We start from the raw sequence: 26,989 nt of genomic DNA, 5'->3' as shown, positions 1-26,989 counted from the left end.
ACGAAGTTCTTCTGCAGTGAGTCTTGAAGTGCCCTGGCCGTCGAGGGGTGACGGCCAGGGCACGTGGGTGCACCCGGTGGATGGATCTCTTAGAAAGTGCGTTCCTGCAGCGAGAAGTCGCGCTGGTTGTTGTTGGTGTCCTGGTTCAGCAAGTTGCGCGTGTTCGAACCGGCGAGTTGCGCGGTGCGCTGGTTCTCCGGCTGCGCGTGCACGCCTTCCTTGGCGGCGTTGACGGGCGCCGAGAACGCGACGCCGTCGATCTTGAATGCGGTCGGCGAGGTGCCGCCGAAGATCGCGACGCCGCCGAGGGTCGGAATGCCCTCTGAGCCGAGGAAGCGCACCGGGAGAACGTTCGGCGTGGACGTCGTGCCGGAGAACTCGGCACCCGTCAGCACCAGCGTGTCACCGACGTTGTTCATCGGCGCCAGCGTGAGCGCCTGGCCGGTCACGTCGGTCAGCGGAATCGTCTGGATGACCTCGTTGCGCTGGTTGTAGATCCGGACCACCCAGTTGGTCAGCTCGATCTGCTCGCTCGTGGTGTTGATGATCTCGATCGCCTCGTCGAGCTGGCCGTTCGGCCCCATCGTGGAAACCTCGTTGATCAGCACTGCCGGCAGCTGCATGACCTCGGGAGCCTCGGGCTCGTCCGCGGCCGCCAGACCTGCGAACGCGATGGTGCTCGCGATTGCGAGTGCAGCGGCTCCGCCCAGCAGTTGACGCATTTCACTGTCCCTTCGAGAAGACAATCTCGGTGATTTCTCATGCGGCGTGTCTCGCCGCCGGGACTGACTTTGCTCGTTTTCCTTCGGCCCCGAAAGGGGCCACTAATGTTTAGCTACTGATTGGTTTCGCCGGGAGAGGGAATTCGGCAGGCGAAGTCGTCGGCGTTGTGATCACTGTCCCTGGAGGCGCTGTCGCGGCCGAGTGAAGAATCAGCACACGGTTTAGCGGGGCTGTCTTCGCGGCACGGTGAGGACGACGTCAGGCCCACGCTGTCCGTGTGCGCGCCGTGCCGGTTTCGAGTGATTACGCCAGAGCCGTCCACGGTGTCCACCACGAGACCCGCAGGAACGGTTCCGCTGAACGCGGCGCCCGCTATCACGAAGTATTCACCCGGAGGTAGGACCGTGTTAGGTGGGATGGTGGCGAGGATTCGCGCGGTGCCGCCCGAGCACGTCTGGACAGACCAACCTCCGACGTCTGCCGCGGTCGCGCCGGTGTTGCGCAGTTCGACGAATCCAGCGCTCCCGAACGAGATCTCGTTGACTTTGACGGCCGAGACGCCCGGCGAAGTGCCGACTGCGGTACCGGCGAGTAGCAAGAAGGCCAAGAAAGGTGTCACAAGACGAAGTCTGGCCCCCTGTACGTGGTCGCACAGGGGGCCAACAAGGGGCCAAAGACCCTTCCAGCCTGGGACTTATGGGGAGGGGCGGCGCCACGGCGCCCGCTGGCGCCGCCCCTCCCGCGGGCGGGCAGACCCCTGCCGTCTGCCCGCACTCCGCTAGTGGGAGTGGTCTTCGTGCCGTGTTCTGCGGGATTCCCGTTCGATCATCGCGGCCCGGTCGACCTCGGTGTGCGGCACATCGAGTGCCGCGCTGATCCAGGCACGCCAGTAGGGGCCGGGAATGCGTTTACCGCGTTCCCATCTCGACACTTCTTCACGGGTGACGCTGTCGTTTTGTGAGATCTCGCACAACAGGTCCGCGAGTTCGCGCTGGGTGAGGCCCTGCTCTCGCCGCGCCTGTGGAATCAAGGCGGTAATCGGCGGGACGTCCTGGTGCTCGCGGGCTTCACTGACTGCCTTGAGCACGGTTCTGCTCCGTTTCGGTGTGATGGCGGGTGCGTCAACCACCCTGCCCGATAGCTTCAGAGTTCGGTCCGTGCAAAGTGGTGATACCGACGGTCGTTGAAAGTTCAGGTACCACTGGAATCGCTCGATCGGATGTTTGGGGTAAACGCTGCTGGTCCATCGGGGTGTGTGGTCTCACATTTCGAGCACCTCGCTAGTGTGACCGCAGCCGGGATCGTTGCCGCAGCAATGACCGGGATGAGAAGGTGGAGAAAATGCTCTCGACGGTCGAAGTTGTGCAGGTGTTCCTGGCGCGTCTCGCGGCTCAGGACGCGCCAGGCATCGCGCGGTTGTGCGCACCGACCGTGGAATGGGAGGCGCCCGAACCCGGTGGCGCCAGATGGGCACTCGGCTCGCGTACCCGCCGTGAGGTCGAGGCCCGGTTCCTGACCCTCTTCGCCACCTTCGAGCTGGAGCAGCTCTCGGTGCGCCAAGTGATCGTCGACGGAGGTGACGCGGCCGTGGTCGGCTCGACGCGGTGGCGGGTCCCCGCCACCGGTGAACAGGCGGACGTGCGTTTCGTCGCCGTGCTCTCGGTGCACCTGGGGGAGATCGAGCAGTACTGGCAGATGCCGGACACGCTGGCCGTCGCGCTGGCGACCGGTGGCGCGCGGACAGAGGCATGAGCGTCAAAAGAGCGAGATCGACGCACACGAGGGCGAAGCTGCTGCGCGCGGCGGCCGAGGTGTTCGACCGCGACGGGTTCTCCGGATCCAGCCTCACCGCCGTGTGCGCGCGTGCCGATGTGTCGAAAGGTGCGCTGTATTGCCATTTTCGCTCCAAGGAAGCCCTTGGCGTCGCGATCATCGAGGAGCAGTCGCTGCTGTGGCACCGGTTGCGCGACGAGCAGATGGCGCTGCAGCCGTCCCCGATGCAGGCGCTGATCGCGATGTCGTTCGAGTTCGTCCGCATGCTGGAATCCGACCTCACCGTGCGGGTGAGCGCGAAGCTGTTGCGGGAGGCCGTGTTCTTCGACGTCGCGGCCGCCGCGCAGGTCGTCGGCTGGATCGCCGTCGTGCGCGAGCTGCTTTCGCTGGCGCAGCAACGCGGTGAGGTGAAGGCCGAGGTGAACGTGCGGCACGCGGCCGAGCAGATCGTCGCGGAGCTGCTCGGGCTGCAGTTCGTGGCGCAGGCGTTGAGCGGCGGAACGGACCTGCGCCTGCGGCTGCAGCGGGTGTGGCGCGCGTCCTCTGGCTGTCTGGTGACAACTTCCGTCTACGAGACGTTGCGATTCGAGTGACGGTCGTCTCGACCCAATCGAGACAGGAATGCCTGGTCACGCCGTTGCTGTTGTGCTCCTCGTTCGGAAGATTCCTTTACGATCTTGGAGGAGCAGCGGTGGCGCACATCGTCGTGGTGGATCCGTACTCGGCCGGCCAGGGCATCGCGCCCGCGTTCGCCGAGCGTGGCGTCGAGGCGATCGCGGTGCTGACCACCCCCGAGCCGCCCGCGGGGCTCGCCAAGTCGTGGGTCCCGGAGAACTACCGCGAGGTGCACGTCCTGTCGGACCTCGACGAGCTGGCCGCGAAGCTCGCCGTGCACTCGCCGATCGCCGTGGTGCCGGGAACTGAGACCGGTGTCGAGACGGCCGAGGCGCTGTCCGAGCTGATCACGCCGGGCCGTTCGAACGTGCTGTCGTTGTCGTCCGCCCGCCGCGACAAGTGGCAGATGGCCGTGGCGTTGCGGTCGGCCGGTGTCCCGCATCTGCGCCAGATCAGCTCCGACAACGTCGACGAGGTGGCCGCGTGGCTGCGGCGGGAGGAGCTGCTCGGCTCGCCGATCGTGCTGAAGCCGCAGGAAAGCGGTGGCACGGACGACGTGTTCGTCGCGCAGCCGGGTGAGGACTGGCGGGCGAAGTTCGGCCGGATTCTGGGCAGCGTCAACAAGCTCGGCCTGCGCAACGATCGCGTGCTGGTGCAGGAGCTCGCCGTCGGCACCGAGTACGAGGTCGACACCTACTCGATCGACGGCGCGCACGGGCTGGCCGCGGTGTGGCGTTACGCCAAGGAGTGCCGGGGCGATCGGCTCGGCATCTACCTGTCGAACACGCTGGTGCCCGCGGACGATCCGGTGGTCGACGTGTTGTTCGCCTACGTCTGCCAGGTGCTGGACGCGACCGGGGTGCGCAACGGGCCGGCGCACGTCGAGGTGATGATCACTCCCGACGGCCCGCGGTTGATCGAGATCGGCGCTCGGCTGGCCGGTGCCGAGCAGCAGGAGCTGACTCTCCTCGGTGCTCGGGAAAGCCAGATCACCCGAATGGTCCGCCACCGAGTGGATGACTCGTCCGACGTGTCTCGGTACACGCAGCATCAGCACGTGAAGTCGGTCTACCTGTCCTCACCCGCGGCCGGTGAGCTGGGCAACGCGGTGCGGCTCGATTCGCTGGACTCACTGCTGCCGAGCTTCCAACGTGCGGTTTTGCCGTACGGCGAGGGCTCGCAGGTGCCGCACACCATCGACCTGTGGACGTCGCTCGGTTACGTCGTGCTCGCGAACACCGATATCTCGGTACTGGAACGCGACGAGGCTCTCGTGCGCGAGATCGAGGCCGGGCTGATCGTAGTTTGATCTTCAGGTCGGCCGGGTAGCCGGAATTCCACGCGACCCGTTAGGTTGCTGCGCGACGAGCGGAGGCCAATGAGCGCACCTTGGGACGGCGACCTGACCGGCGCGGTGATCGACGACCGGTATGTCGTCGGCTCGCTGCTCGGCTCCGGTGGCATGGCCGAGGTCTACCGCGCCTTGGACCGCTCGACCACGTCCTCAGTTGCGATCAAGATCTTCAGCGGGCCCGGCCTGCCCGACGACGAGCTGCGGTTGCAGCGCGAGGCGTCGATGCTGCTGACGCTGGACTGTCCCGGCGTGATCCCGGTGTACGACTCGGGGATGCTCGCGCGCCGGCCGTACTTCGTGATGCGCGAGATCACCGGCGGCACGTTGCGGCAGCGCATGCGCGAGCCGCTGCCGCCTCGGTTCGTCGCGCGGATCGGTGGTCAGATCGCTTCGGTTCTGCACCACGTGCACGGGCTCGGCGTGGTGCACCGCGACATCAAGCCGTCGAACATCCTGCTGGACGACGAGGAGAAGCAGGCCTACCTGGCCGACTTCGGGCTGGCGCTGGTGGCCGAGGTGACTCGGGTGACCACCTCTGGCGTGCTGGTCGGGACCGCCGGGTACCTGTCGCCGGAGCAGGTGCGCGGCTCGACCGTCGGGCCTGCGTCTGATGTCTACGCCCTGGGCCTTGTGCTGCTGGAGTGTCTGACTGGACGGGCCGAATATCCCGGTGGCGATGCCGAGGCCGCGTTGGCCCGGTTGGCGCGGTCGCCCCGGATTCCGATCGACCTGCCGCTGGCTTGGGTGTCGTTGCTGTCGGCGATGACCGAGATGGATCCTCGCCGTCGTCCCACCGCTGAGATGTGTGCCCAGTCGCTGGCGGCCGCGCACGAGGTGAGCCGCGGGTTGCCGGCGTTGCTGCCGGACGCTGCGGTGTCGGCTGATCCGCTGGAGGTGCCGGAGCCGCGGGCTCAGTCCCGGTCTCGGCGGGGCAAGCGCTTGGCGATCAGCGGGGCAGCGGCGGTGGCTGTCGCGGCCGTGGCTGTCGCGGTGGCGAACTTCGGCGGGGGCGGGCCCGAGGCCCCTGCGGCGGACCAGCCGGTGGTGCCCGATGCGCAGACCCACGTGGTGACGGTGGGGGCCTCGACCGTGACGGTGACGCAGACGCCTGGGGCGCCTGGTGCGCCGCAGCCTGGGAACTCGTCGGTGGGGAGCACTTCGCCGAGTGCCCCTGGTTCTGCTGCGGCTTCGGAGTCGAGCGTGGTGCCGACGCAGGAGCCGACCAAGACCACGGACACGACCAGGCCGACCAAGGACCGGGACCCCGGCAAGCCGACCAAGAAGTCGGACGCCCCGAAGCCCTGAGCCCTGAGCGCGCCCACCACACACACGGGTCGCGCCGGGTACCCCCAATTTCGATTCTAGTGAGCAGGTCTGACAGCCGATGACCGGTTCGTTCTGGTGGGACCTGCTGATCGGCATCGCGGTCGCGCTGCTGGTGACCTGGCTCGTCCTGGTGATCGCGTTGGTCGTCGTCCGGCCGCGCGGTGGGCTGCTCAAGGAAGCGTTGTGCGTGCTTCCGGACGTGATGCGGCTGGTGCGGAGGCTCGCCGCGGACCAGGAGTTGCCGCGCGGTGTGCGGGTGCGGCTCTGGCTGTTGCTGCTCTACCTGGCCGTCCCGATCGACCTGATCCCGGACTTCATCCCCGTGCTCGGGTACGCCGACGACGCCATCATCGTCACGGCGGTGCTGCGTGGCGTCGTGCGGCGGGCCGGGCTCGAAGCGGTCCGAAAGCACTGGCCCGGCACCGACGACGGGTTCGCGGTGGTCGTGAGGCTGGCGGGGCTGCGTTAGGCGTGCGGGTCGGTGACCTCGGCGAAGGGCAGGTCGGACAGCTCGGCGCGCAGTGTGTCGAGGTCCGCGTAGACCGCTGAGGCGCCGCGGTCGACCAGTTCGTCCTCGCCGAAGCCGCCGGTGAGCAGGCCGATCGACGGCAGACCGGCGCGTCCGGCCGCCTCGCAGTCCCACACCGAGTCGCCGATCACGACCGCGCGCGAACCGTGCGCCTTCCGGAGGGCCACCTGGATCAGGTCCGGGGCCGGCTTCGAGTCGTCCACGTCGTCGGAGGAGGTCCAGTCGATGTCGCCGGGGTCGAGGAGCTTCAGGTAGTGCTCGACGTGCTTGCGCTTGCCCGACGACGCCAGCACCACCGCAAGACCCAGATCAGTGGCGGCGCGGATCAGGCGGTGCGCGCCTTCGAAGGGCTGGATCTCGTCGATCATCTCGTCGAAGTACCGCTCCCAGGCCGCGCGCAGCGCATCTCCGTGGTCCCGTTCCACCTGGTCGCCCGCTACGGCGGCGACCAGCTTGTCGCCACCCATGCCGATCGAGCGGTGCACCCTCCAGCCCGGCACGGTGACGTCGACGCTGCGGAAAGCGCGCAGCCACGCCACCGTGTGGTGGTAGTTGGTGTCGACCAGGGTGCCGTCCACGTCCAGGACCACGGTGTTGCTCATGGCCCAGGGTTTGCCCGGGCTCCTACCTCGGCAAACCCACCAGCTCGCGGGCGTCCTGAAGGGACGACACCTCGCGGCGCAGCACACCGTCGAGCCACTGCGCGTCGGACATCCACGACTGGTTGGTGTTCAGGCAGACGTGAACGGACGACCGGTACACGGACAGTGCGACGCCCACGGCGTGACCAGGGGCGACGGGCGCGACCGGGTACATCTCGCACAGAGCGGCGCCGTCCAGCGACAAAGGCACGGAAGGCAGCGGCACCGACGTCACCAGCGTGTCGAACAGCAGCGGCGCGCAGCGGGCGGCGACTGGCGCGGCCAGGCGGTGGACCAGTGGCGGCACCTTGTCGGCGAGCAGCGGCAACGCACCCGCGCCGCGGTCGGGACCGGCAGCCTTGGCCGACTCCATCTGGGCACGAACGCTCCGCAGCCGCTCCACCGGATCCGCGATCCCGACCGGCAGCGACAGCAAGAACCCGGAGATCGAGTTGCCGGACGAACCGTCACCAGAGCGTGAGCGCTGGTTAACCGGAATCAACGCCCGCACGACCGAGTCAGCGGAGGCGCTGTTGTGCGCGGAAAGCCAGTGCCGCAACGCACCCGTGACCAGCGCGAGCAGCACGTCGTTCACCGTGCCGCCGTGCGCACGCCGGATTCGGTGCACGTCCGCGAGATCCAGGCGCGACATCACCACCCGGCGTGGCCGCGTGGAAGCGGTGAGCACCGGCGAGTTCAACGTCGGCGGCCGCGTGTTCATCAACACCGACGAGGCGATGTCGATCGTGTCCTTGATCCCGCGCAACGACGGCAGCGAAGGAATGATCGACTTCGCGACCACCGGCGCCGAAACGTCCGCATTGGACAGACGCGACGGGTCGAACAGCTGAATCCCCAGGCCAACGGCCTTCATGCCGTCGCAGAGCGAGTGGTGCAGCTTCGCGACGACGGCGAACCGGCCGCCCGCGAGACCGGTCACGACGTGCAGCTCCCACGGCGGGCGCGCGAGGTCCAGCGGCTGCGCCATCAGGTGCGAAACCAAGGTGGCGAACCGTTCCCGGCCGCGCACGTGGTGGGTGAAGACGTGATCCTCAGGCGCGAAGCCGGGATCCTCCACCCAGCGCGCCCCGCCCAGCAACGACGTGCGAGCTCGTTGGCGCAGGCGAGAAATCTCGGAAGCGCGTTCGCAGAGCACGGCGGCGATGCGGGCCGGATGCACCGCAGTGGACGGTGCGAAGGTCGCGACCGCGCCGAGGTGCAACGGGTTCGCGTTGCCCTCCATGGCGAGGAAGGCGATGTCGAGGGGGGAGAGGTGGTCTGTCATAGGTGTGCCAGGTAAACAGGTTCGCGTGTCGAATGCATTTCGATGAGATGGCGGTGACTCTCTACCCGCCCAGATACACTCGAACGGTGGTACCGCTGTGACTCGTGTGGGTGCGAACCAGGTCACACAAGAGGTTCACCATCACGATCCCGAAGCCTGACAGGCCGGTGAACGACGGCGGGAAACCAGTGCCCGAGTCGCTCACCTCACACACGATGGTGTCGCCCTCGCGCCACATCCGCAGCACCCCGCGCCCCGACGCGTGCAGGATGCTGTTCGTCGCCAGCTCGTTCACCGCGAGCACCAGATCGTCGACCTGTTCGCGGCGCAGCCAGTTCGCGTACGCCGTCACGAGCTTGCGCATGTGCGCGAGCGATCCGATGGAGAAGCTGTGCTCCTCTGCGGAGGAGGGCGGCGGCGGTAACGGCACGTTGTAGACGTCGACGAGCCCGGCCGGATCGGTGTACCACTCGCTCGCGATCCGCCGGGACCCGTCGATCACCACCGGATGCGTGCGCCGCGCGTCCTCCAGCACGTGCTCGGGTAACAGGCGAGCGTCGTACGGGCACAGCAGAGTGCCGCTGCGCCCCTCGAACGCCGTGTTGATCAACGCCTCGTGCTGCACGCACGCCGGGTACTCCAACTCGCTGCGCCCCGGCCACACCGGCTCGCCCACCATGCGGACGCGCAGTGAGGGGGCGCTCGCGCTGAACGCCATCAGCACGCCGGGGATGATCCGGCCCGGGTTGCGGCCGGCCTCGGTCATGTCGATGAAGTGCACCTGGTCGGCCTCGACACCCAGCTCCCCGCGCAGCAGAGCGATGCTCGCCTCCGGTACCGCCACCAGCACGGGCTCGCCGCTGCGCACGCCGTCCGCGACGAATCTGGCCGTGCCGGCGAGGAAATCGTCCTCGTCCCGGTAGAACAGGGCCTCGTGTGCGAACGGAGTAGCGGAGTTCATCGGCTTCCCGGTGGGGTCGGCGGCTGAGCAAGCCTTCATTCTGCTACTCGTAACGGTGTTACGGCGGGGGCCAGGCCGGTGGTTTGTGGTAGCACGCGAAGCGGGTCAAAAGGTGAACGTGAAGTCCGCCGGACCCCCGTTCAGGCTGTTGCGCAGCTGCCATTCGCGGGTGCCGCCGACGATCCGCACGACGCCGATCGTGTCGATGCCGTCGCCGTTCCAGTCGCCGGTGAGCTGACAGTCGGTCTTGCCGTTGCCGAAGGTGAAGTTCCGGTTGGCACTTCCGGCGCTCGCGCTGTCGCGGAGCTTCCACTCCAGCCCGGTCGCGCGGTGCGTGGACCCGATGCCGTCCCCGTTCTTCCCGTCCCAGTCACCGGTCTGCGGCCCGTCGCCCTTCGCGCCGTGGCTGAAGATCGCGAACGGCGACCCGGCGTCGGGTGTCTGGCGCAGCTGCCACTGCAGGTTGTTGCCCGAGTTGCGCACGGCCCCGATGCCGTCCGGCCCCTTGCCGTCCCAGTTGCCGGTCACCGGGATGTCGGCCGCGCTGGTGCCGAACGAGAAGTCGGCGTCCGGAGCACCGAGCTCCAGTTTGTTCTTGAGCTGCCAGCGCAGGTTCTTCGCGGTGTTGAGCACGGCCCCGACGCCGTCCCCGCTCCTGCCGTCCCAGTCGCCGACGACCGGCATGGCGCCCTTGGGCCCGAACGAGAACTGGACGTCGGCGGCGCCGGAGCCGGGATCGTTGCGCAGGAACCACTCCAGCCCCGCGTCGGACTCCTGCACGATGCCGGGCCCGTCGACGCCGTCACCGTCCCAGTCGCCGCTGATCATCCACTGGTTGCCGAACCTGCAGAGACTGCTGAACGTGCTCACGTCGTCGGCCGGGGTGGGCGCGATGAGGATCATGGCCAGGATCAATGCTTTCATGGCCCTCATCAGAGCGCGTCTCAAGCGTCTTGCTTGGAGCTCTGGACGTAGGTGACACCCCGTCACGCGTACGGCCGAAGCCGTTCGGTGCCGTCTCATGTGGATTCAGAATGCGGCCTGGGGAAACTCCCATCAGACTCGCACAGTTGGGAGGTGGCGGCCGATGATCCCGCATCACACGCTGACCGGCCCGGACGACGCTCCGGTGCTGGTGCTGGGCAACGCACTCGGCACGACCACCGAGCTGTGGCGCGAGTTCTCGCCGCCGTTCCGGTTGCTGCGCTTCGACCACCGCGGGCACGGACTCTCGAACGCCGTGCCGGGCCCGTGTTCCATCGAGGCGCTGGCCGGCGACGTCGTGGAGCTGCTGGACCACTTGGGACTGCGCCAGGTGTACTACTGCGGCGTGTCACTCGGCGGCATGGTCGGCATGTGGCTCGCGGCGCACACCGATCGCGTTTCGCGGCTGGCGCTCGTGTGCACGGCGGCCTGGTATCCGGACAAGACCATGTGGGACGAACGGATTTCGCTCATCCGTTCGCTCGGGATGGAGCCGGCCGCGGACGGGATCGTGTCGCGCTGGTTCACGCCCTCGTTCTCGCCCGCGGTGGTCTCGCACTTCCGCTCGGAACTGCTGAAGGTCGACGTGCCGTCGTACCTGGCTTGTGCCGAGGCGATTCGGGACATGGACCTGCGCGCGGACCTGGCGAAGATCGACGTGCCGACCGTGGTGATCGCGGCGGCGCAGGACCACGCGACGCCGCCGGACGTGGTGCGGCACATCGCGGACGAGCTGCGCGACTCGGATCTCTACATCGTCGGGGATGCCGCGCATCTGGCCGTGGTCGAGGCACCGAGAACGATCTCGGTGATCCTCGACGGGCACTTCGGCACGGACTAGACCAGCCAGTTGACCAACGCGCGCCAGGCGGGAGTGGAGAACGCGAGCGCGGGACCTGTCGCGTTCTTGGAGTCCCGCACGAGGGCGTCCTGCGCGAGTGACACCTCCACGCAGTCGTCGTCGATCGTGCCACCGCTGTAGGTGCTCTTACGCCAGGTCCGGCATTGGGGCATGAGGTTCCTCCCGCAGTTCGCTGACGTACTCCATCAGCATCCTCCGAGATTGTTCCTCATCCAAGGCGACGGCATCCAAGCGCTCGAACACCTTCCGTGTCCGCTCGACGGCGGAGGTGTCCTGCGCGAAGACCTTGGCGGTGTCCGTGGAGCTGAAGACCACCGGGGATGCCTTCTTGAACTCGTACAGCGTGCACTTCGACAGCAGGGCCGTTTTCCTGTCGCTGGCAGGAACCACCCGCAGCACGTGTGTTTTGAAGAGCAGACGCAGGTACTGTTCCTCCATCAACTTGGCGTCGCCGAGCCGCGTCTGGAGCGCGAGCTCGTGGATGTAGAACACGCACTCGGGGCGGTTGTGCCGCCGCATGATCGCTTGCCGCTGCGCGCGGAACTCGACCGCCTTCTTGATGTTCTCCGGCGTCTCGATGCCGGTTGCGACGAAGAGTTCGTGCGCGTAGGCCTTTGTCTGCAGCAGACCTGTGATCCTGTGGATGTCGTAGACCGTGATCTTGGTGGCCATCGACTCCGTCATCGCGAGCGTGCGGAGGTTGTCCGGCACCTGGGCGAAGTACAGGTCGAACGCGTACCGGTAGCGGCGCTTGAACTCGTCGTAGTAGTCGTAGTCCTTGCCGCACGCTGTCAGGTACTGGATGAGGTCGAGCTCGTTCGCTCGGGCTTTGCCGTGCTCGATGGTCGACACCTTGCTTGGATCCCAGCCAAGTCGCGCGGCGAACGCGCGACCGTTTACGCCGGTGCAGGTTTCGCGCAGCAGCCGTAGTTCGTCGCCCAGGTCCCTGCTGTACGCGGTGGAGGTGATGGCCGTCATGACCTTGGACGCTAAGCCTTGGATTCAGTTCAAGGACCAGCTCGTTCGGGTGAAAACGGCTGCGGCTAAACCTTTTCGAGCGGCCGGTGCGGCTCGGGTGGCAACTCCACCCGGATCTCGTCACCGGGACTGACCACACCGCCGACGAGCACCACGGACATGATCCCAGCGCGCCGGACCAGCTCACCGTCCGCCCCCTTGCCCACGACTTCCCTGAGCAGCCCCTTCGAGAACCCGTCGATCTGCACGCACGGGTTGCGCAGCCCGGTCACCTCGACCACAGCGGTTGGTCCCAAGTGGAGCAACGTCCCGGTGGGCAGACCGAGCAGGTCGATGCCGCGCGTCGTGACGTTCTCGCCGATCTCGCCCGGCTCGACCGCGAACCCCTTGCCGCGCAGCTCGTCGAACAGCTCGGCGTGCATCAGGTGCACCTGCCGCAGGTTCGGCTGCGTCGGGTCGACCGCGACCCGGGAGCGGTGCTTGACCGTGACGCCCTGGTGGACATCGCCCTCGACACCGAGCCCTTCGAGCAGTGTGATGCTCTCTCGGACGGGCTTGGTGAACGTGTACTCCTCGCTGCGGCTTACCGCCGTGACAACCCCCATGCCCACGATTGTGCACGATCAGCGCGGAGCAGCTGAAGTGCTCCGTTCGGCGCAGCGATACCGGAAACGCGGACTCGATCAAGACGTCTTAATTCAGGTCACCGGATCGGGTCCCACCTGCGAGAACGACCACAGCCGTGGAAACGCTCCCACGAAGTTCCGGCAAGAGTCTTGACTAATACTCACGTCAGGCTGTTGACTCCGTCACACCTCGTCGGAACCGGTACCGAAACCGGTTTCAGAGGCGGCGGAAGGAAGTTCGGCATGCGTGTCACGATCGCAGAGGTCGCCCAACGCGCCCAGGTGTCCAAAGCGACCGTGTCACGTGTGCTGAACGGTAAGCCGGACGTGGACGCCTCCACCGCGCAGCGGGTTCGCAAGGTCATCGACGAGATCGGGTACGTGCCGAGTGCGCGTGCCGTGGGTCTGGCGCGGGGCCGGACTCGGACGGTCGGCATGCTCGCGCCGAGCCTCACCTGGCCGTGGATGGGCGAGGTGCTGCAGGGCATCGTCGACACGCTCGAGGCCGACGGGTACGGGCTGCTGCTCTACACGATCAACCGCGGGCCGGAGTCGCTGAACCAGTTCGCGAACCACGTGTCCGCCAACGCTTTCGACGGCCTGCTGGTGATAGAGCCGCCGGACACCCTGCACTACATCTCCACGCTCTACCGGGCGGGCCTGCCGGTCGTCATGATCGACGATCGCGGCTCGCACCCGGAGTTCCCCTCGGTGACGACGACCAACCGGCAGGGAGGCGCGGATGTCGCGAGGCATCTCGTCGCGGCCGGTCGCCGCAGGTTCGCCGTCGTCACCGGGCCACCGCACTTCGGGTGCACTCAGGCGAGGCTGGACGGGTTCCGGCTCGCTTTGGCGGAAGCGGGCCTGACGCTGCACCCGGACCTCATCGTCGACGGCGACTTCACCACCGAGGGCGGAGAGGTCGCCGTCGACAAGCTCCTCGCGAGCGGAATCCCGTTCGACGCGGTGTTCGCGCACAACGACCTCTCCGCGGTCGGCGTGCTCAGGGCACTGCGCGAGGCAGGCCGGTCCGTCCCCGAGGACGTGGCGGTGGTCGGCTTCGACGACGTCCCGGTCGCGGGACACACCGAACCCCGGCTGACGACGATCCGCCAGCCGTTGCAGGAGATGGGCGCCGCCGCCGCGCGGATGCTGCTCTCCACGCTCGAGGGACAGCCGATGCCCGACCACCCGCTGGTGCTGCCGACCTCGTTGATCGTGCGCGAATCCGCGCCCTGACCCACCTGCAACACCTCCACAACTGAACGGACCCGCCAGGCCACCGCACGCGGCCTGGCGAGTTCGCCGTACGTGTGGGAGAGCGCTCTCACACGCCGTCGTATCGGGAGATTCCCCCATGCGCAGAACAATCATCGTCGCAGTAGCACTGGCGCTCGCGGCGACAGGTTGCTCCTCCGGAAGTGCTACCAAGGCTTCCGGGGTGTTGACCGTGGGCATGCCCAACGGGCCGCTGACCGAGAACCACAACCCGTTCCTGCCCACGTCGGCGGCGGGTTCGCTCGGCTACCGGTACCAGATCTACGAGCCGCTCGCGTTCGTGAACAACACGCGGCCGGCCCAGGAGCCGGTGCCGTGGCTCGCGACGAAGTGGGACTGGTCGGACAACTACAAGAAGGTCACCTTCACGATCCGGGAGAACGTGAAGTGGTCCGACGGCAAGCCGCTCACGGCAGCTGACGTCGCCTTCTCGTACGAGATCCTGAAGAAGTGGCCGGCGCTCAACAACCGCGACTCGCTCAAGGTCGACACCGCGACGGCGACGCCGGACGGCAAGGTCGAGGTCACGTTCGCGAACCCGCAGTTCGTGACGCGCAACAAGGTCATCAGCGTGATGGTCGTGCCCCAGCACATCTGGAGCGGCGTCGCGGACCCGACGACCTTCACGAACCCGAACCCGGTCGGCACCGGTCCGTACCAGGTGAAGTCGTTCACCTCGCAGACCGTCACGATCGCGCGGCGTTCCGAGTACTGGCAGGACCTGCCGAAGGTGCCGGAGATCCAGTACACCTCGTACAACGACAACACGGCGCAGACCACCGCGCTGGCGTCGGGTGCGTCGCAGTGGTCGTACGTCTTCATCCCGGACTACCAGAAGCTTTACGTGGACAAGGACCCGAAGAACCACAAGCTGTGGTTCCCGGCCGGTCTCGGCATCCACGGCCTGTGGCTGAACAACACCGTGGCTCCCTTCGACAACCCGGCGTTGCGCGCGGCGATGAGCGACGTGATCGACCGCGAGGCGATCTTCGTCCGCGGTGAGGCCCGCCTGTTCCCGAAGCTGGAGTCGCCCACCGGCATGCCGTTGCCCGCCGGTGACTCATTCCTCGCGCCGGAGTACAAGGACGCGCGGTTCAAGGTCGACGTCGACAAGGCGAAGCAGAAGCTCGCCGCGGCCGGGTTCAAGCTGGAGGGCGACGTGCTCAAGGCGCCCGACGGCAAGCCGGTGACGCTGGAGCTCACCAACCCGTCCGGCTGGTCGGACTACCTGACGGTGCTGGACATCATCAAGAGCGACCTGAAGAAGATCGGCATCGAGGCGACCGTGCGCACGCAGACCGCGGACGCGTGGACCACCGACTTCGCGAACGGCGCGTTCCAGGGATCGCTGCGCTGGACCAACACCGGTGCCACGCCGTACGAGATGTACCAGAACATCATGGACGGCGCGGAGATCAAGGCGGTCGGGCAGACGGCCGCGGTGAACTTCGGCCGCTACAACAACCCCGAGGCGACGGCCGCGCTGGCCGAGTACGCGAACGCCACGGACGACGCGGCGCGCACCAAGAGCCTCGCGACGCTGCAGAAGATCATGGTCGAGCAGGTGCCGATGATCCCGACCTCCGCCGGGCCGATCGGTGCCGAGTACAGCACGAAGAGCTGGGTCGGCTGGCCGTCCGACGAGGACCCGTACGGTCCTCCGCAGGCGACGCTGCCGAACGCGCTGCAGATCGTCATGAAGCTGAAGCCGGCCGCGTAATGAACGAAGTCGCGCTGGAAGCGAAAGGTCTGGTCAAGACCTACAAGCGCGTGCGCGCGGTGCAGGACGTCTCCCTCGTCCTGCGCCGCGGGCGCGTGACCGCCCTCGTCGGCGAATCCGGTTCTGGCAAGTCGACGGTGGCGAAGCTGCTGGCGCGGCTGGTGGAGCCCACCGAGGGGGAGATCCTGCTGGACGGCAGGAAGGTGCGACGGGTCCGGGAGTACCGGCGCAAGGTCCAGATGGTGTTCCAGGACCCGTTCGCATCGCTCAACCCCGTCCACACGATCCGCTACCACCTGACCCGGCCGTTGAAGATCCACAAGCGGCCGGAGACGGTGGAGCAGTTGCTGGAGCGGGTGAACCTGCCCGCCGACTTCGCCGCGCGGTACCCGCACGAGCTTTCCGGTGGGCAACGGCAGCGCGTCGCCATCGCGCGAGCGCTTGCGGCCCATCCGGAAGTGCTGCTGGCGGACGAGCCGGTGTCCATGTTGGACGTCTCCATCCGACTTGGTGTGCTGAACCTGTTGCTGGACTTGAAGGAACGGCTGAAGCTCGCCGTTCTGTACATCACGCACGACATCGCGTCGGCGCGCTACTTCGCCGACGAGACGTTCGTGATGTACGGCGGGCAGATCGTCGAGGGCGGCGACAGCGAGTCCGTGACGCAGCAGCCTGCTCATCCCTACACGCAGCTGCTGATCGAGTCCGCGCCCGATCCGGAACGCGCGGTGGTGGCATTGGACGCACCCGTCGAGGAGGTCGCGGCGGTGTCCGCGGGCTGCCAGTTCGCGGCTCGGTGCCCGAAGGTCCAGGACCGGTGCTGGACCGACGCGCCACCCCGATCGGACGTCGGTGAGGGCCACTGGGCGGCCTGCTGGTTGTATGTGGAGGCGGCGGCATGACGTTCCTGCTGCGCCGCGGGTTGTTCTACCTGATCACGCTGTGGGCGGCGATCACGGCGAACTTCCTGCTCCCGCGCCTGCTGCCGGGCGACCCGGTGCAGGCGATGATCACCAAGCTCGGCGGTCGGCTGAACAGCGATGCGATGGCCTCGCTGTACATCCTGTTCGGGCTGGACGAGAAGAAGTCGATCTGGGAGCAGTACGTCGACTACTGGGGTGCGCTGGCCCGCGGTGACCTCGGGCTGTCGTTCACCTTCTTCCCGACGCCCGTCGCCGACGTGCTGTCGCAGTCGCTGCCGTGGACCTTGGGCCTGGTCGGCGTCACGACGGTCATCGCGTTCCTGCTGGGCACCCTGATGGGCGTCTACGCGGGGTGGAAGCGCGGTTCGTGGATGGACTCGCTGATCCCGGTGACGACGTTCCTGTCGTCGATCCCGTACTTCTGGCTCGGGCTGATCGCGATCTCGGTGTTCTCCGTGACGTTCCCGCTGCTGCCGGCCTCCGGCGGTTACGCGGCCGGGCTGGTGCCGGAGTGGTCCGGCGAGTTCATCGGCAGCGTGCTGGAACACGCCGTGCTGCCGGGGATCACGATCGTCGTGAGCTCGGTGGCGGGCTGGATCCTGGGCATGCGCAACATGATGGTGACCGTCACGGCCGAGGACTACGTGCTGGTCGCGCGGGCCAAGGGGCTGTCGCAGAAGCGGATCATGTTCGCCTACGCAGCGCGCAACGCCGTGCTGCCGTCGATCTCGGGTTTCGCGCTGTCGCTCGGGTTCATCGTCGGCGGTGCGCTGCTGGTGGAGATGGTGTTCTCGTATCCCGGCCTGGGCTACGTGCTGTTCCAGGGCATCGGTGCGAAGGACTATCCGCTGATGCAGGGAGTGTTCCTGGTGATCACGCTGGCGGTGCTGGTGGCGAACCTGCTCGCGGACATCGGCTATCTGCTGCTGGACCCGCGCACGCGGCGGGAGGGCTGACTCGTGAACTTCAAGACTCGGTTGGGCCTCGGGATTCTGGCCTTCTTCACGTTGATCGCCGTGATCGGTTCGTGGATCGCGCCGTACGACCCGTCCGCGATGGGCGACGACCTGCTGTCGCCGCCTTCCGGTGCGCACTGGTTCGGCACGACGATGACCGGGCAGGACATCTTCTCGCAGGTGCTCGTGGGCACTCGCGGGGTGATGGTCGTCGGGCTCGTCTGCGGTGTGCTGGCGACTTTTCTGTCCATTTTGGTCGGTGTGACCGCCGGGTTCCTCGGTGGTGCGGCCGACGAGGCGTTGTCGATGCTGTCGAACGTGTTCCTGGTGATCCCGGCGCTGCCGCTGATCATCATCGTGGCCTCGATGCTGCCGTCCGCGGACACGGTCCTGATCGCGGCGGTGATCAGCCTGACCGCGTGGGCGTGGGGCGCCCGGATCCTGCGCGCGCAAACGATGTCGTTGCGGCGCCGCGACTTCGTGGAGGCCGCGCGGGCGTCCGGTGAACGGACCTGGCGCATCATCGTGTTCGAGGTGCTGCCGAACCTGCTGGCCGTGATCGGCTCGGGCTTCGTCGGCACGGTGATCTTCGCGGTGATGCTGCAGATCACGCTGTCGTTCGTCGGCGTCGTGTCGCTCTCGACCTGGAACTGGGGCACGATCCTGTTCTGGGCGCAGAGCAACCAGGCTCTGGGACAGGGCGCTTGGTGGTGGTTCGTCCCCGCCGGCCTGTGCATCGCGTTGCTGGGCACCGCGCTGGCTTTGATCAACTTCGGGATCGACGAGTACGCGAATCCCCGGCTGCGGAAGGTGCGCGCATGAGCCCGGTGCTGGAGATCCGCGATCTCTCGGTGGACTACGGTTCGCTGCGAGCCGTGCACAACGTGTCGTTGTCGCTGGAGGCCGGGGAAGTCCTCGGCCTGGCGGGGGAGAGCGGCAGTGGCAAGTCCACTTTGGCCTATGCGGCTACCCGGTTGCTCCAGGCGCCCGGACACGTGCCGTCCGGTCAGGTGCTGTTCAAGGGGCAGGACCTGCTGGCGTTGACCGAGAAGCAGCTGCAGGTGCTGCGCTGGAGCGAGATCGCGATCGTGTTCCAGGGTGCGATGAACGCCCTGAACCCGGTGATCTCGGTGGCCACGCAGATCGACGACGTGCTGCGCACCCATCGGCCGGCGATGAAACGGCCGGAGCGCGTTTCTCGTGCCCGTGAGCTGCTGTCGCTGGTCGGCATTCCGGTGGATCGGCTGTCGGCGTACCCGCATCAGCTGTCCGGTGGCATGCGGCAGCGGGTGATGATCGCGATGGCTTTGGCGCTGGAGCCGGAGATCGTGATCATGGACGAGCCGACCACCGCGCTGGACGTGGTGGTGCAGCGGCAGATTCTCGGTCAGATGATGCGGCTGCGGGAGACGCTGGGCTTCTCGGTCGTCTTCATCACGCACGACATCTCGCTGCTGGTCGAGTTCTCGGACCGGATCGCGATCATGTACGGCGGTCGGGTGGTGGAGGAGGCGCCTGCCGCCGAGATCTACCGGGCCGCCAAGCATCCGTACAGCCAGGGGTTGCTCGGGTCGTTCCCGGCGTTGCGCGGGCCGCGGCGGGAGTTGCGGGGGATTCCCGGGTCGCCGCCGGATCTGCGGTCGATGCCGACCGGGTGCCCGTTCCACCCGCGTTGTCCTTCCGCCATGGATGTCTGCTCGGAGCGGATGCCCGCACTGGACGTGGTGGACGAGCGGCGCCGGGTGGCGTGCTGGCTGGAGGGCGTGCATGTCTGAGGTGACCGCTGGACTGCCTGCTGACTTCTTCTGGGGTGTCGCCACGTCGGCGTACCAGATCGAAGGGGCGTTCGACGAGGACGGACGGACACTGTCCATTTGGGACACCTTCGCGCGGCGGCCCGGGGCGGTCGTGAACGGCGAGACCGGTGACGTGGCCTGCGATCACTACCACCGGATGCCCGCTGATGTGGCGATGATCGCGCGGTTGGGCGTCGACAAGTACCGGTTCTCGGTGTCCTGGCCGCGGATTCAGCCGGGTGGGCGCGGGCCGGTCAATCCCAAGGGAATCGACTTCTACTCGCGGCTCGTGGACGAGTTGCTGGAGAAGGGGGTCGATCCCTGGTTGACGTTGTACCACTGGGACTTGCCGCAGGAGCTGGAGGATGCCGGTGGGTGGCCGCGGCGGGACACCGCCTACCGGTTCGCCGAGTTCGCCGGGCTGGTGCATGACGCGTTGGGCGACCGCGTGCCGACGTGGACGACGCTGAACGAACCCTGGTGCTCGGCGATGCTCGGGTACGACGTCGGCAGGCATGCTCCTGGCCGTACGAATTTCGGCGAGGCCATGTGGGCTGTTCACCACTTGCTGCTGGGGCACGGGCTGGCGGCTCAGGAGCTGCGGTCGCGCGGTGTGGCGTCGCTGGGCATCACGTTGAACATGGGCACGCACTCGGCCGCTTCGGACGACCCGCGCGACGTCGACGCGGCCCGGCGGGCGGACGGGCTGGGCACCCGGATCTACCTGGACCCGTTGGTGCACGGCCGATATCCCGAGGACGTGCTGGTCGACATCGCCGCGCGCGGTGCCGATCTCCCGGTCCGCTCCGGCGACCTGGAGATCATCTCCACGCCGATCGACGTGCTCGGGGTGAACTACTACACGTCTCATGTGCACAAGGCGACCGATGACCCGGCGGTGTCCGAGATGGTGTCGCAGGGACGACCGGTGACCGCCATGGGCTGGGAGATCGTGCCGGAAGGCTTCACGTCCCTGCTCGTGAGGTTGCAGCAGGACTACGGCGTGCCGATGGTGATCACCGAGAACGGGGCGGCGTTCGACGACCTGGACGTCGAGGACGGGTACGTCGCCGACGCCGACCGGGTCGCCTACCTCGCGTCGCACATCTCGGCTGTCGCGGCCGCGGTGCGGGCCGGCGCTGACGTGCGCGGATACCTGGCTTGGTCGTTGATGGACAACTTCGAGTGGGGATACGGGTACGCCAAGAGGTTCGGCATCGTCCGGGTCGACTACGGGACTCAGGAGCGCACGTTGAAGCAGAGCGCGCAGTGGTACCGGGAGCTGATCAGCCGGAAGTGACCTCGCATGGCTCTTGAGCCGTTGCCGAAGTACGCCCCAGCGACGTGGATCACGTCCGAATGCACTAGCTAAGGTATGCCTTAGTTAAGTTAGGGTTACTTTGGCTGCTGGTGCTTCGGGAGGATGCGATGGAACCGGTGTTGGACCTGGCCGGGATCGGCTTCGGGCCGTCCAACCTCGCTCTCGCGATCGCCGTGGAGGAGCATGCCAGGCCTGTGCGGGCGCGGTTCTTCGAACGGCAGGCACGGTTCGGGTGGCATCGGGGGATGCTGCTGGAGGACGCCACCATGCAGGTGTCGTTCCTCAAGGACCTGGTCACGCTGCGCAACCCGACCAGCGCCTTCAGCTTTCTGTGCTACCTGCGAGATCGCGGGCGGCTGATCGACTTCGTCAACCACAAGAACCTGTTTCCGCTGCGCAAGGAGTTCCACGACTACTTCGAGTGGGCGGCGGAGCGGGTGGGGCATCACGTGTCGTACGGGGCCGAGGTTTCGGCGGTGCGTGCGGACGGTGACGGGTTCGAGTTCAGTGCCCGTGGGGAGACGGTTCGGGCGCGGAACCTGGTGCTGGCCACCGGGCTCGAGGCGAACTTGCCTGAAGGGGTTGAGGCCGGTGAGCGGATTTGGCACAACAAGGACCTGCTGACCGAGGTCGACCGACTCAAGGATCCCCGGCAGGTCGTGGTGGTGGGGGCTGGGCAGAGTGCTGCTGAGGCGGTGGCGTTCTTCCACGACCGGTTCCCCGAGGTCGAGGTGCACGGGGTGTTCGCACGGTACGGGTACAGCCCTGCCGACGACAGTTCGTTTGCGAACCGGATCTTCGATCCTGCGGCCGTGGACGACTTCTACGGGGCGCCGGAGGAGGTCAAGCAGCGGCTGATGGGCTACCACGCCAACACGAACTACGGGGTGGTGGACGGGGAGCTCATCGAGGAGCTGTATCGGCGGGTGTACCGGGAGAAGGTTGTTGGGCGGCAGAGGTTGTTGCTGCACAACACATCCAGGCTGACGGACGTGAACGCGGACGGCAAGTGCGTGATCGAGTCGCTGGCTGATGGTGGACGGGTGCCGGTCGATGCGGACGTGATCGTTTATGCGACCGGGTATCGGCCGGCTGATCCGGTTCGGTTGCTCGGGGACCTCGCCGGGCATTGCGAGCGGGATGAGCGTGGGCGGTTGCGGGTGACGCGTGACTACCGGGTGGTCACGGATGACTCGGTTCGGGGTGGGATCTACCTGCAGGGCGGTACCGAGCACACGCACGGGATCACGTCGTCGTTGTTGTCGAACACGGCGGTGCGGGTGGGGGAGATTCTCGAGTCGGTGGTGCGGCGGGTGCGGCAGGCCGAGCCGGAGCTTCAGGTAGTCAAGTGAAGGGAGGAAGTGTCATGACCAACCCGTTCGAGGACCCGCAGGGGCGGTTCTTCGTGCTCGTCAACGAGGAGCAGCAGCACTCGCTGTGGCCGACGTTCGCGGAAGTGCCTGCCGGGTGGACGAAGGTCTTCGGTGAGGACGACCGCGAGGCGTGCTTGGCGTACGTGGAGGAGAACTGGACGGACCTGCGGCCCGCGTCTATCCGTTGAGGTAGTCGGCGAAGGTTCGTTCGCCTACCGCGCGGTCGGGGGTGAGGTTGCCGCCCGCGCGGTAGGCGCGGTAGGTGGCTCCGGGGGCTTTCAGAGGTACCAGCGTGCGTTGTTTTCCCGTTGCGGCCAGGTACGTGCGCGCGAAGTCGATCGCTTCGCGGATCTCGGGGCCGCCCATTTCAGGGGCCAGGCCCGCTGGGGCGGACTGGGCCAGTGCGGCCAGTTCCAGGGCGACCTCGGCCTCGTCCACCGGCTGGAAGCGGAAGCCCGGGACGAGCATCAGCGGGAGCTTGGAACTGCGGTCGAACATCTTGCGCAGCAACGAGTGGAACTGGGTGGCGCGCAGGATCGTGTGCGGCGTGGCGGAGTCGATGATCAACCGCTCGGTGAGCAGTTTTTGCTTGTAGTAGGGGAGCGGGACCTCGTTGCAGCCGACGATCGAGATGTAGACGAGATGGGCGGGCTTGGCTGCGAGTACCGCTCTGGCCATGGCCACCTCGTGACGGAACGAGGTGGCGCAGTGCACCACGACGTCTGCTCGCAGGGCGCCCAGGCCCTTGCCTCGCACCAGGTCTGTGCCGGTGGAGCGGGAGACTGAGCGGGCTCCCGGGAGCGCGGCTACCACGTGGCGGCCCAGCGCGCCGGTGCCGCCGGTGACTGCGAAGGTCATGCCTCCACCCTGACACGGTGGTAGTAGGCGAGCACGACGGTGCCGGTGACGGCGGCGACGGCGCTGATGACCAGGCCCGCTTGGGACAGCCCGCTCATGCCGGTGCCTTCGCCCACCAGTGTGATGCCGATCCAGGCGGCGACGATCGGGTTGACCACGGTCTGGCCCGCGACGACGAGGTCGGGTGGGCCGGCGGCGTAGCCGAGCTGGATGAACCAGGCGCCGGTCAGGAACGCCACGGCCAGGCCCGCCAGCGAGATCCATTCGACGATCGGCAGGGATGTGGTCACGTCCCGGACCAGCACTGCCACCAGGCCGTAGAGGATGCCCGCGCCCATCGACAGGGCGAAGGCGCGGATCGTGCCTGTGGTGAAGGTCGCGGCGACCACGCAGACGAGGACGCCGGCGACCACCAGCTGGCCCGCTTGCAGGGCGACTTTGGGGGAGATGACCGTGGGGACGGCGTGGCCCGCGGTGATGGAGACGAAGACGATGATGCCGGCGGTGGCGACGACTACCGCGACGGCCAGCAGGCCGGTCAGTTTGCGGGCGCGAGCCACGGCGATGATCGGGATGGCCAGGGCGTTCAACGGCGCCACCACTGAGACCGGGGCCAGTGCCAGGGCCAGGACCTGCAGGATCGCGCAGGCGACCAGGATCAGGAAGCCGTAGACCCAGCGTCTCGACGAGACCAGGCGGTGTGCCGAGGTCAGTTTCAGGCCTGGGGTTTCGCGGACGCCGGCGTGTTGCAGCATCGCGCCGAGTGCGCCGCACCCGGCCGCGAGCATCGCGCACAGGATCGCGACCCCGACCACGTGCCAATCGTACGCTCGCGCTGCTATGGTCCATTACATGAGTAACGAACCAAGGAAGTAACGCCATGTTCGACGACCGGAGCCCGATCTACCGGCAGATCGCCGACCGGATCAAGGCGGACGTGCTCAGCGGGGCGTTGCAGGCGGACGAGCAGGTCATGTCGACCAACCAGTACGCGGCGTACTACCGGATCAACCCGGCGACCGCGGCCAAGGCCTTTCAGCAGCTCGTGGACGAGAAGGTGCTCTACAAGAAGAGGGGGATCGGGATGTTCGTGAGCACGGAGGCTCGCGACATGCTGCGGACACAGGGGCGGGAGACCTTCTTCGGCGAGGTCGTGGACGCGATGGTGGCGGAGGCGCGGGCGATCGGCATTCCGCTCGCGGACGTCATCCGGCGGATCGAGCAGCACGAGAACGGGGGCGTGTGATGCGGGTCGACGTGCGGGGGCTGTCGGTGCGGTACGGGTCGGTGACGGCCGTGGACGACATGAGCTTCTCCTTGAGCGGCAACAAGATCTACGGGTTGCTCGGGCGCAACGGGTCGGGCAAGACGAGCCTGATGTCGGCGCTGGCCGGGTATCGCAAGCCGCTCGGGACGGTGACTTTGGACGGCGCGCCGGTGTTCGAGAACGCCGATGCGATGCGCCAGGTCTGCTTGGTGCGCCACACCGCCGATGCCGCGGAGAAGGGCGACAAGGTCTCGTACGTGCTGGAGTACGGGGCGGCGTGGCGGGAGACGTGGGACAACTCCTATGCGCTGGAGTTGGTCGACTTGTTCAAGATTCCGTTGAAGAGCAAGGTCGGCTCGCTGTCGCTGGGGCAGCGGTCGGCGCTGGGCGTGGTGGTCGGGCTGGCGAGCCGGTCGCCGTTGACGATGCTCGACGAGTCGCACCTGGGCATGGACACGCCGACCCGGTACGCGTTCTACGACACGCTGCTCAACGACTTCATGGCGCACCCGCGCACGATCATCATCTCCACGCACCTGATCGAGGAGCTGTCCTCGTTGCTGGAGGAGGTGGTGATCATCGACTCCGGCCGGTTGGTGCTGCAGGAGGAGGCGGACGTGCTCCGGTCGCGCGGCACCGAGGTCACCGGAAACGCCGCTGACGTAGATGAGTTCACGGCTGGGCTGACGGTGCTGAGTGAGAAGTCGTTGGGGCGCACCAAAGCCGCGATGGTCTACGGCGCGTTGGACGACTCGCGGCTGATCCGCGCGCGGCAGCTCGGGCTGGAGCTGGGGCCGATCGCGTTGCAGGACCTGTTCGTGCACCTCACCGAACCGGTCGGGGGGAAGCTGTGAAGATCTTCCGGCACCTGACGACGACGCTGGTCACGTACGGCGCGATCGTGGCCGCCTGCGTCTTCCTCATGAACCTCGCCGTGGCGTTCGTGATCTCGACTTTCGCCGAAGTCTCGTTCAGCGGGTGGATGCTCGTCACCGTGCAGATCGCGCGCTGGTTCGTGCTCTGGGTGGGCGTGTACACGATCCACAACGTGCTGCCGATCGCGGTCGCGCACGGACGCACCCGCCGCGAGTTCCTGGTCGCGGCGACCGGTTTCACCGCGGTCTTCGCTCTGGTGATGACGTTGCTGACGTGGCTCGGGTTTCTCGTCGAAGGTGCCGTCTACGCCGTGATGGACTGGAAGTCCACCCCGCACGGGTCGCCGCTCGCGTACTTCCTGATGTTCCTGGTGTGGAGCGCGGTCGGCATGTTCGTGACGGCGGCGTTCGATCGGTGGGGCTACGGCGGTGTCCTCGCGTTGCCCGTCGGACTGGCGCTGGTGCTCGTACCGGGCGTCACGATGCCCGGCACCGGGGACATGCCGTTCGTCAGGGACCTCCCGCTCGCGCTGGGCGACGGCTGGCACGTGGTCTCGGTGTTCGCGTGGGTGGTGGCCGTGGGCGTCACCTGGGCGATAGGACGAGCCATGCCGGTGCGGACTAAGGCCCTGTGAGGGTCAGCTCGGCCGTGCGGTGCTGTTCCATCAGCTTGACGACCTCGGCGGTCGGCGGGTGGGTGATCGCGGCGCCGGCCGAGCGCAGGACCTCCAGCTGTTCGGTGAGGTGCGCGTGCACGAACTGCTTGCGCGCGTCCGGGCTGGTAGCGGCGAGCTGGATCTCCGCATCCGTTGGCATGCCTGGCATGTCGTGCCCGGCGTGGTTGTTCACGTAGGGCGCGTCCAGCAGTGTGCGGAGCGCGGCGAGCTCGGCTTCCCGGTTCTCGACCAGCGAGGGGTTGTCGTCGAGGGTCACGAGCTTGAGCGCCTGTTCGTCGGTGGCGATCGAGAGTTCGACGAACGCGCGTTCCGTTGCGCCGTAACCGTTCTGGGGTGGCGGTGAGGGTGGTGCCTGCTGGCAGGCCGTGAGTGTCAGGCCTGCCAGCAGGAGCGCTGCTATCCGTGGTTGCCGTCGTGATCGCACTTCAGCACCACGTTGATGCAGTTGCGGACGCGGCGTTCCATCTCGGCGCGCGGCCACACGTTGAAGAAGTCGCCGTGCATGGTTTGGCCTGTGCCGGAAGAGAGCCTCAGTCCGGCCGGGTTGCCGTTGACCGGGTAGCGCAGGACCATTCGCAGTTTCGGCACCGGAACCGGGTGCGACGTCGGACATCCGCCCGCCACCGGGTAGGACATGTGGGACTTGTGGTCGGCGCTGTCCAGGTCGCGGCCGTTCCAGCACTGCGGGAAGTCCAGGTAGGTCTCCAGCATCGTGCCGGCCGGGCACTCCACGAAGTTCTTGGACGGGTTGACCTGCCCCGCGTGCAGGCACGACCAGCGGGCGATGCTGTCCGCGTCACCGGTGGCCTTCGCGTTGCCCGCCACGATCTTCAGCCCGTAGGGCGTCGGCTGGATCGCGGCTGGATTGTTCACGCCCTCGCCCAGGTAGTAGAAGGTGATGCCGGTCGGGGCGATCTCGGTGTTGTTCCGGTACATCGTCGGCACCCAGTACGAGGAGATGTCGACGGCCGGGTTGCAGTTGCCCGTCTGGCCTTCGAGGGACTGCTGGGTGGAACGGGCGTTGGTCGAGTGGTTGCCGAAGAAGTCGTGCGAGTGCGAGGCACCGGCCAGGTTCGGCAGGACGATCGGGTCGTCCGGGAGGCGGTGGCTGAGCTGGCAGTCCGCGACGAACTCGGCGACGCGGACCGGTTCTCCTTGCGCCGCAACGGGGATGCTGAGGGTGGCGGCGATCATGCTCAGGACGGCGGCTAGCTGTAAGGCTGGCTTCCTCATTGAAGCTTTCCTCTCCGCAGCAGGATTGGGGAGAGCGCTCTCACGCAGGTCGAGC

Annotated in this window: 32 protein-coding genes; 18 read left to right on the top strand and 14 right to left on the bottom strand. The window is 67.2% G+C overall.

Annotation, left to right across the window (positions count from 1 at the left end):
- Nucleotides 1–89 precede the first annotated feature (89 nt).
- From ABZX92_RS20800 to ABZX92_RS20790, 3 genes are all read right to left on the bottom strand, one after another.
- Nucleotides 90–722, bottom strand: coding sequence for a lamin tail domain-containing protein (locus tag ABZX92_RS20800; RefSeq protein ID WP_355561637.1), 633 nt, complete (start codon nucleotides 720–722; stop codon nucleotides 90–92).
- A 113-nt stretch (nucleotides 723–835) separates the two neighbouring features.
- Nucleotides 836–1,342, bottom strand: a complete 507-nt coding sequence (locus ABZX92_RS20795; protein WP_355561634.1) for a lamin tail domain-containing protein — start codon at nucleotides 1,340–1,342, stop codon at nucleotides 836–838.
- A 159-nt stretch (nucleotides 1,343–1,501) separates the two neighbouring features.
- On the bottom strand, nucleotides 1,502–1,810 hold the full coding sequence (locus tag ABZX92_RS20790) for a helix-turn-helix transcriptional regulator (protein WP_355561631.1): 309 nt from the start codon (nucleotides 1,808–1,810) through the stop codon (nucleotides 1,502–1,504).
- A 254-nt stretch (nucleotides 1,811–2,064) separates the two neighbouring features.
- On the opposite strand from ABZX92_RS20790, the gene ABZX92_RS20785 reads away from it, so the two are divergent.
- The 5 genes from ABZX92_RS20785 to ABZX92_RS20765 all read left to right on the top strand — a co-directional run bounded on the left by ABZX92_RS20785 (nucleotide 2,065) and on the right by ABZX92_RS20765 (nucleotide 6,260).
- Complete coding sequence (locus ABZX92_RS20785) at nucleotides 2,065–2,475, top strand: nuclear transport factor 2 family protein (RefSeq protein WP_355561628.1); 411 nt, start codon at nucleotides 2,065–2,067, stop codon at nucleotides 2,473–2,475.
- A complete protein-coding gene (locus ABZX92_RS20780; protein ID WP_355561625.1) occupies nucleotides 2,472–3,089 on the top strand; it encodes a ScbR family autoregulator-binding transcription factor in 618 nt (205 codons plus the stop codon). The genes ABZX92_RS20785 and ABZX92_RS20780 overlap by 4 nt, the downstream gene beginning before the upstream one ends.
- Nucleotides 3,090–3,187: 98 nt before the next feature.
- A complete protein-coding gene (locus ABZX92_RS20775) occupies nucleotides 3,188–4,420 on the top strand; it encodes an ATP-grasp domain-containing protein (RefSeq protein WP_355561622.1) in 1,233 nt (410 codons plus the stop codon).
- Between the two features lie 69 nt (nucleotides 4,421–4,489).
- Complete coding sequence (locus ABZX92_RS20770) at nucleotides 4,490–5,770, top strand: serine/threonine-protein kinase (protein WP_355561620.1); 1,281 nt, start codon at nucleotides 4,490–4,492, stop codon at nucleotides 5,768–5,770.
- Nucleotides 5,771–5,849: 79 nt separating this feature from the next.
- Entirely contained in the window at nucleotides 5,850–6,260 is a 411-nt protein-coding gene (locus tag ABZX92_RS20765) for a DUF1232 domain-containing protein (RefSeq protein ID WP_355561617.1), read from the top strand.
- On the opposite strand, the gene ABZX92_RS20760 is transcribed toward ABZX92_RS20765, so the two are convergent.
- The 4 genes from ABZX92_RS20760 to ABZX92_RS20745 form a co-directional block, all read right to left on the bottom strand.
- A complete protein-coding gene (locus ABZX92_RS20760) occupies nucleotides 6,257–6,922 on the bottom strand; it encodes an HAD family hydrolase (RefSeq protein WP_355561614.1) in 666 nt (221 codons plus the stop codon). The genes ABZX92_RS20765 and ABZX92_RS20760 overlap by 4 nt on opposite strands.
- A 22-nt stretch (nucleotides 6,923–6,944) precedes the next feature.
- On the bottom strand, nucleotides 6,945–8,246 hold the full coding sequence (locus ABZX92_RS20755; protein ID WP_355561611.1) for a wax ester/triacylglycerol synthase family O-acyltransferase: 1,302 nt from the start codon (nucleotides 8,244–8,246) through the stop codon (nucleotides 6,945–6,947).
- A 61-nt stretch (nucleotides 8,247–8,307) separates the two neighbouring features.
- Complete coding sequence (locus ABZX92_RS20750) at nucleotides 8,308–9,207, bottom strand: anti-sigma factor RsbA family regulatory protein (RefSeq protein WP_355561608.1); 900 nt, start codon at nucleotides 9,205–9,207, stop codon at nucleotides 8,308–8,310.
- Between the two features lie 105 nt (nucleotides 9,208–9,312).
- Nucleotides 9,313–10,131: a hypothetical protein gene (locus ABZX92_RS20745; RefSeq protein ID WP_355561605.1), complete on the bottom strand. Its 819-nt coding sequence runs from the start codon at nucleotides 10,129–10,131 to the stop codon at nucleotides 9,313–9,315.
- Nucleotides 10,132–10,294: 163 nt separating this feature from the next.
- On the opposite strand from ABZX92_RS20745, the gene ABZX92_RS20740 reads away from it, so the two are divergent.
- The gene (locus ABZX92_RS20740) at nucleotides 10,295–11,032 is read left to right on the top strand and encodes an alpha/beta fold hydrolase (protein WP_355561602.1); all 738 of its coding nucleotides are present in this window, start codon (nucleotides 10,295–10,297) and stop codon (nucleotides 11,030–11,032) included.
- Here ABZX92_RS20740 and ABZX92_RS20735 read toward each other — a convergent pair.
- The 3 genes from ABZX92_RS20735 to ABZX92_RS20725 all read right to left on the bottom strand — a co-directional run bounded on the left by ABZX92_RS20735 (nucleotide 11,029) and on the right by ABZX92_RS20725 (nucleotide 12,636).
- Nucleotides 11,029–11,205, bottom strand: coding sequence for a DUF397 domain-containing protein (locus ABZX92_RS20735; protein WP_355561599.1), 177 nt, complete (start codon nucleotides 11,203–11,205; stop codon nucleotides 11,029–11,031). The two genes, ABZX92_RS20740 and ABZX92_RS20735, sit on opposite strands and share 4 nt — an antisense overlap.
- A complete protein-coding gene (locus tag ABZX92_RS20730) occupies nucleotides 11,180–12,031 on the bottom strand; it encodes a helix-turn-helix transcriptional regulator (protein WP_355561596.1) in 852 nt (283 codons plus the stop codon). The genes ABZX92_RS20735 and ABZX92_RS20730 overlap by 26 nt, the downstream gene beginning before the upstream one ends.
- Before the next feature lie 65 nt (nucleotides 12,032–12,096).
- Nucleotides 12,097–12,636, bottom strand: coding sequence for an MOSC domain-containing protein (locus ABZX92_RS20725; RefSeq protein ID WP_355561593.1), 540 nt, complete (start codon nucleotides 12,634–12,636; stop codon nucleotides 12,097–12,099).
- Between the two features lie 264 nt (nucleotides 12,637–12,900).
- Between ABZX92_RS20725 and ABZX92_RS20720 the strand changes: the two genes are divergently transcribed.
- The 9 genes from ABZX92_RS20720 (at nucleotide 12,901) to ABZX92_RS20680 (ending at nucleotide 22,212) form a co-directional block, all read left to right on the top strand.
- On the top strand, nucleotides 12,901–13,896 hold the full coding sequence (locus ABZX92_RS20720; protein WP_045315121.1) for a LacI family DNA-binding transcriptional regulator: 996 nt from the start codon (nucleotides 12,901–12,903) through the stop codon (nucleotides 13,894–13,896).
- A 118-nt stretch (nucleotides 13,897–14,014) separates the two neighbouring features.
- Nucleotides 14,015–15,655: an ABC transporter substrate-binding protein gene (locus ABZX92_RS20715; protein ID WP_355561590.1), complete on the top strand. Its 1,641-nt coding sequence runs from the start codon at nucleotides 14,015–14,017 to the stop codon at nucleotides 15,653–15,655.
- Nucleotides 15,655–16,557 (top strand): ABC transporter ATP-binding protein, encoded by a 903-nt coding sequence (locus tag ABZX92_RS20710; protein ID WP_355561587.1) that lies wholly within the window; start codon nucleotides 15,655–15,657, stop codon nucleotides 16,555–16,557. Before ABZX92_RS20715 ends, ABZX92_RS20710 begins: the two co-directional genes overlap by 1 nt.
- Nucleotides 16,554–17,534 carry an ABC transporter permease gene (locus tag ABZX92_RS20705; RefSeq protein ID WP_355561585.1) on the top strand — a complete coding sequence of 327 codons (981 nt, stop codon included), beginning with the start codon at nucleotides 16,554–16,556 and terminating at the stop codon, nucleotides 17,532–17,534. The genes ABZX92_RS20710 and ABZX92_RS20705 overlap by 4 nt, the downstream gene beginning before the upstream one ends.
- Before the next feature lie 3 nt (nucleotides 17,535–17,537).
- The gene (locus ABZX92_RS20700) at nucleotides 17,538–18,356 is read left to right on the top strand and encodes an ABC transporter permease (RefSeq protein ID WP_355561582.1); all 819 of its coding nucleotides are present in this window, start codon (nucleotides 17,538–17,540) and stop codon (nucleotides 18,354–18,356) included.
- A complete protein-coding gene (locus tag ABZX92_RS20695) occupies nucleotides 18,353–19,309 on the top strand; it encodes an ABC transporter ATP-binding protein (protein ID WP_355561579.1) in 957 nt (318 codons plus the stop codon). Before ABZX92_RS20700 ends, ABZX92_RS20695 begins: the two co-directional genes overlap by 4 nt.
- A complete protein-coding gene (locus ABZX92_RS20690; RefSeq protein ID WP_355561576.1) occupies nucleotides 19,302–20,630 on the top strand; it encodes a GH1 family beta-glucosidase in 1,329 nt (442 codons plus the stop codon). Before ABZX92_RS20695 ends, ABZX92_RS20690 begins: the two co-directional genes overlap by 8 nt.
- Nucleotides 20,631–20,758: 128 nt before the next feature.
- Complete coding sequence (locus tag ABZX92_RS20685) at nucleotides 20,759–22,003, top strand: SidA/IucD/PvdA family monooxygenase (RefSeq protein ID WP_355561573.1); 1,245 nt, start codon at nucleotides 20,759–20,761, stop codon at nucleotides 22,001–22,003.
- Nucleotides 22,004–22,017: 14 nt separating this feature from the next.
- Nucleotides 22,018–22,212 carry an MbtH family protein gene (locus tag ABZX92_RS20680; RefSeq protein ID WP_045313450.1) on the top strand — a complete coding sequence of 65 codons (195 nt, stop codon included), beginning with the start codon at nucleotides 22,018–22,020 and terminating at the stop codon, nucleotides 22,210–22,212.
- Here ABZX92_RS20680 and ABZX92_RS20675 read toward each other — a convergent pair.
- On the bottom strand, nucleotides 22,202–22,882 hold the full coding sequence (locus ABZX92_RS20675) for an SDR family oxidoreductase (RefSeq protein WP_355561570.1): 681 nt from the start codon (nucleotides 22,880–22,882) through the stop codon (nucleotides 22,202–22,204). The genes ABZX92_RS20680 and ABZX92_RS20675 overlap by 11 nt on opposite strands.
- On the bottom strand, nucleotides 22,879–23,697 hold the full coding sequence (locus ABZX92_RS20670) for a hypothetical protein (protein ID WP_355561567.1): 819 nt from the start codon (nucleotides 23,695–23,697) through the stop codon (nucleotides 22,879–22,881). Before ABZX92_RS20670 ends, ABZX92_RS20675 begins: the two co-directional genes overlap by 4 nt.
- Nucleotides 23,698–23,762: 65 nt before the next feature.
- Here ABZX92_RS20670 and ABZX92_RS20665 point away from each other — a divergent pair, with 65 nt between their 5' ends.
- Genes ABZX92_RS20665 through ABZX92_RS20655 form a run of 3 tightly spaced genes read left to right on the top strand, consistent with a single transcriptional unit; the run spans nucleotide 23,763 to nucleotide 25,659 of the window.
- Nucleotides 23,763–24,128, top strand: a complete 366-nt coding sequence (locus ABZX92_RS20665) for a GntR family transcriptional regulator (protein WP_355561564.1) — start codon at nucleotides 23,763–23,765, stop codon at nucleotides 24,126–24,128.
- On the top strand, nucleotides 24,128–25,003 hold the full coding sequence (locus tag ABZX92_RS20660; protein ID WP_355561561.1) for an ABC transporter ATP-binding protein: 876 nt from the start codon (nucleotides 24,128–24,130) through the stop codon (nucleotides 25,001–25,003). The genes ABZX92_RS20665 and ABZX92_RS20660 overlap by 1 nt, the downstream gene beginning before the upstream one ends.
- A complete protein-coding gene (locus ABZX92_RS20655; RefSeq protein ID WP_355561558.1) occupies nucleotides 25,000–25,659 on the top strand; it encodes a hypothetical protein in 660 nt (219 codons plus the stop codon). The genes ABZX92_RS20660 and ABZX92_RS20655 overlap by 4 nt, the downstream gene beginning before the upstream one ends.
- On the opposite strand, the gene ABZX92_RS20650 is transcribed toward ABZX92_RS20655, so the two are convergent.
- Together ABZX92_RS20650 and ABZX92_RS20645 are read right to left on the bottom strand one after the other, a co-directional pair.
- Nucleotides 25,646–26,125, bottom strand: a complete 480-nt coding sequence (locus ABZX92_RS20650; protein WP_355561555.1) for a hypothetical protein — start codon at nucleotides 26,123–26,125, stop codon at nucleotides 25,646–25,648. The genes ABZX92_RS20655 and ABZX92_RS20650 overlap by 14 nt on opposite strands.
- Entirely contained in the window at nucleotides 26,098–26,895 is a 798-nt protein-coding gene (locus ABZX92_RS20645) for a DUF1996 domain-containing protein (RefSeq protein ID WP_355561552.1), read from the bottom strand. Before ABZX92_RS20645 ends, ABZX92_RS20650 begins: the two co-directional genes overlap by 28 nt.
- Nucleotides 26,896–26,989: the final 94 nt, after the last annotated feature.

It is taken from the genome of Lentzea sp. NPDC006480 (assembly GCF_040611995.1).
GTDB lineage: Bacteria > Actinomycetota > Actinomycetes > Mycobacteriales > Pseudonocardiaceae > Lentzea.
The sequence above is the reverse complement of the archived record's forward strand: the minus strand, read 5'-3'. Positions and strand labels throughout refer to the sequence as shown.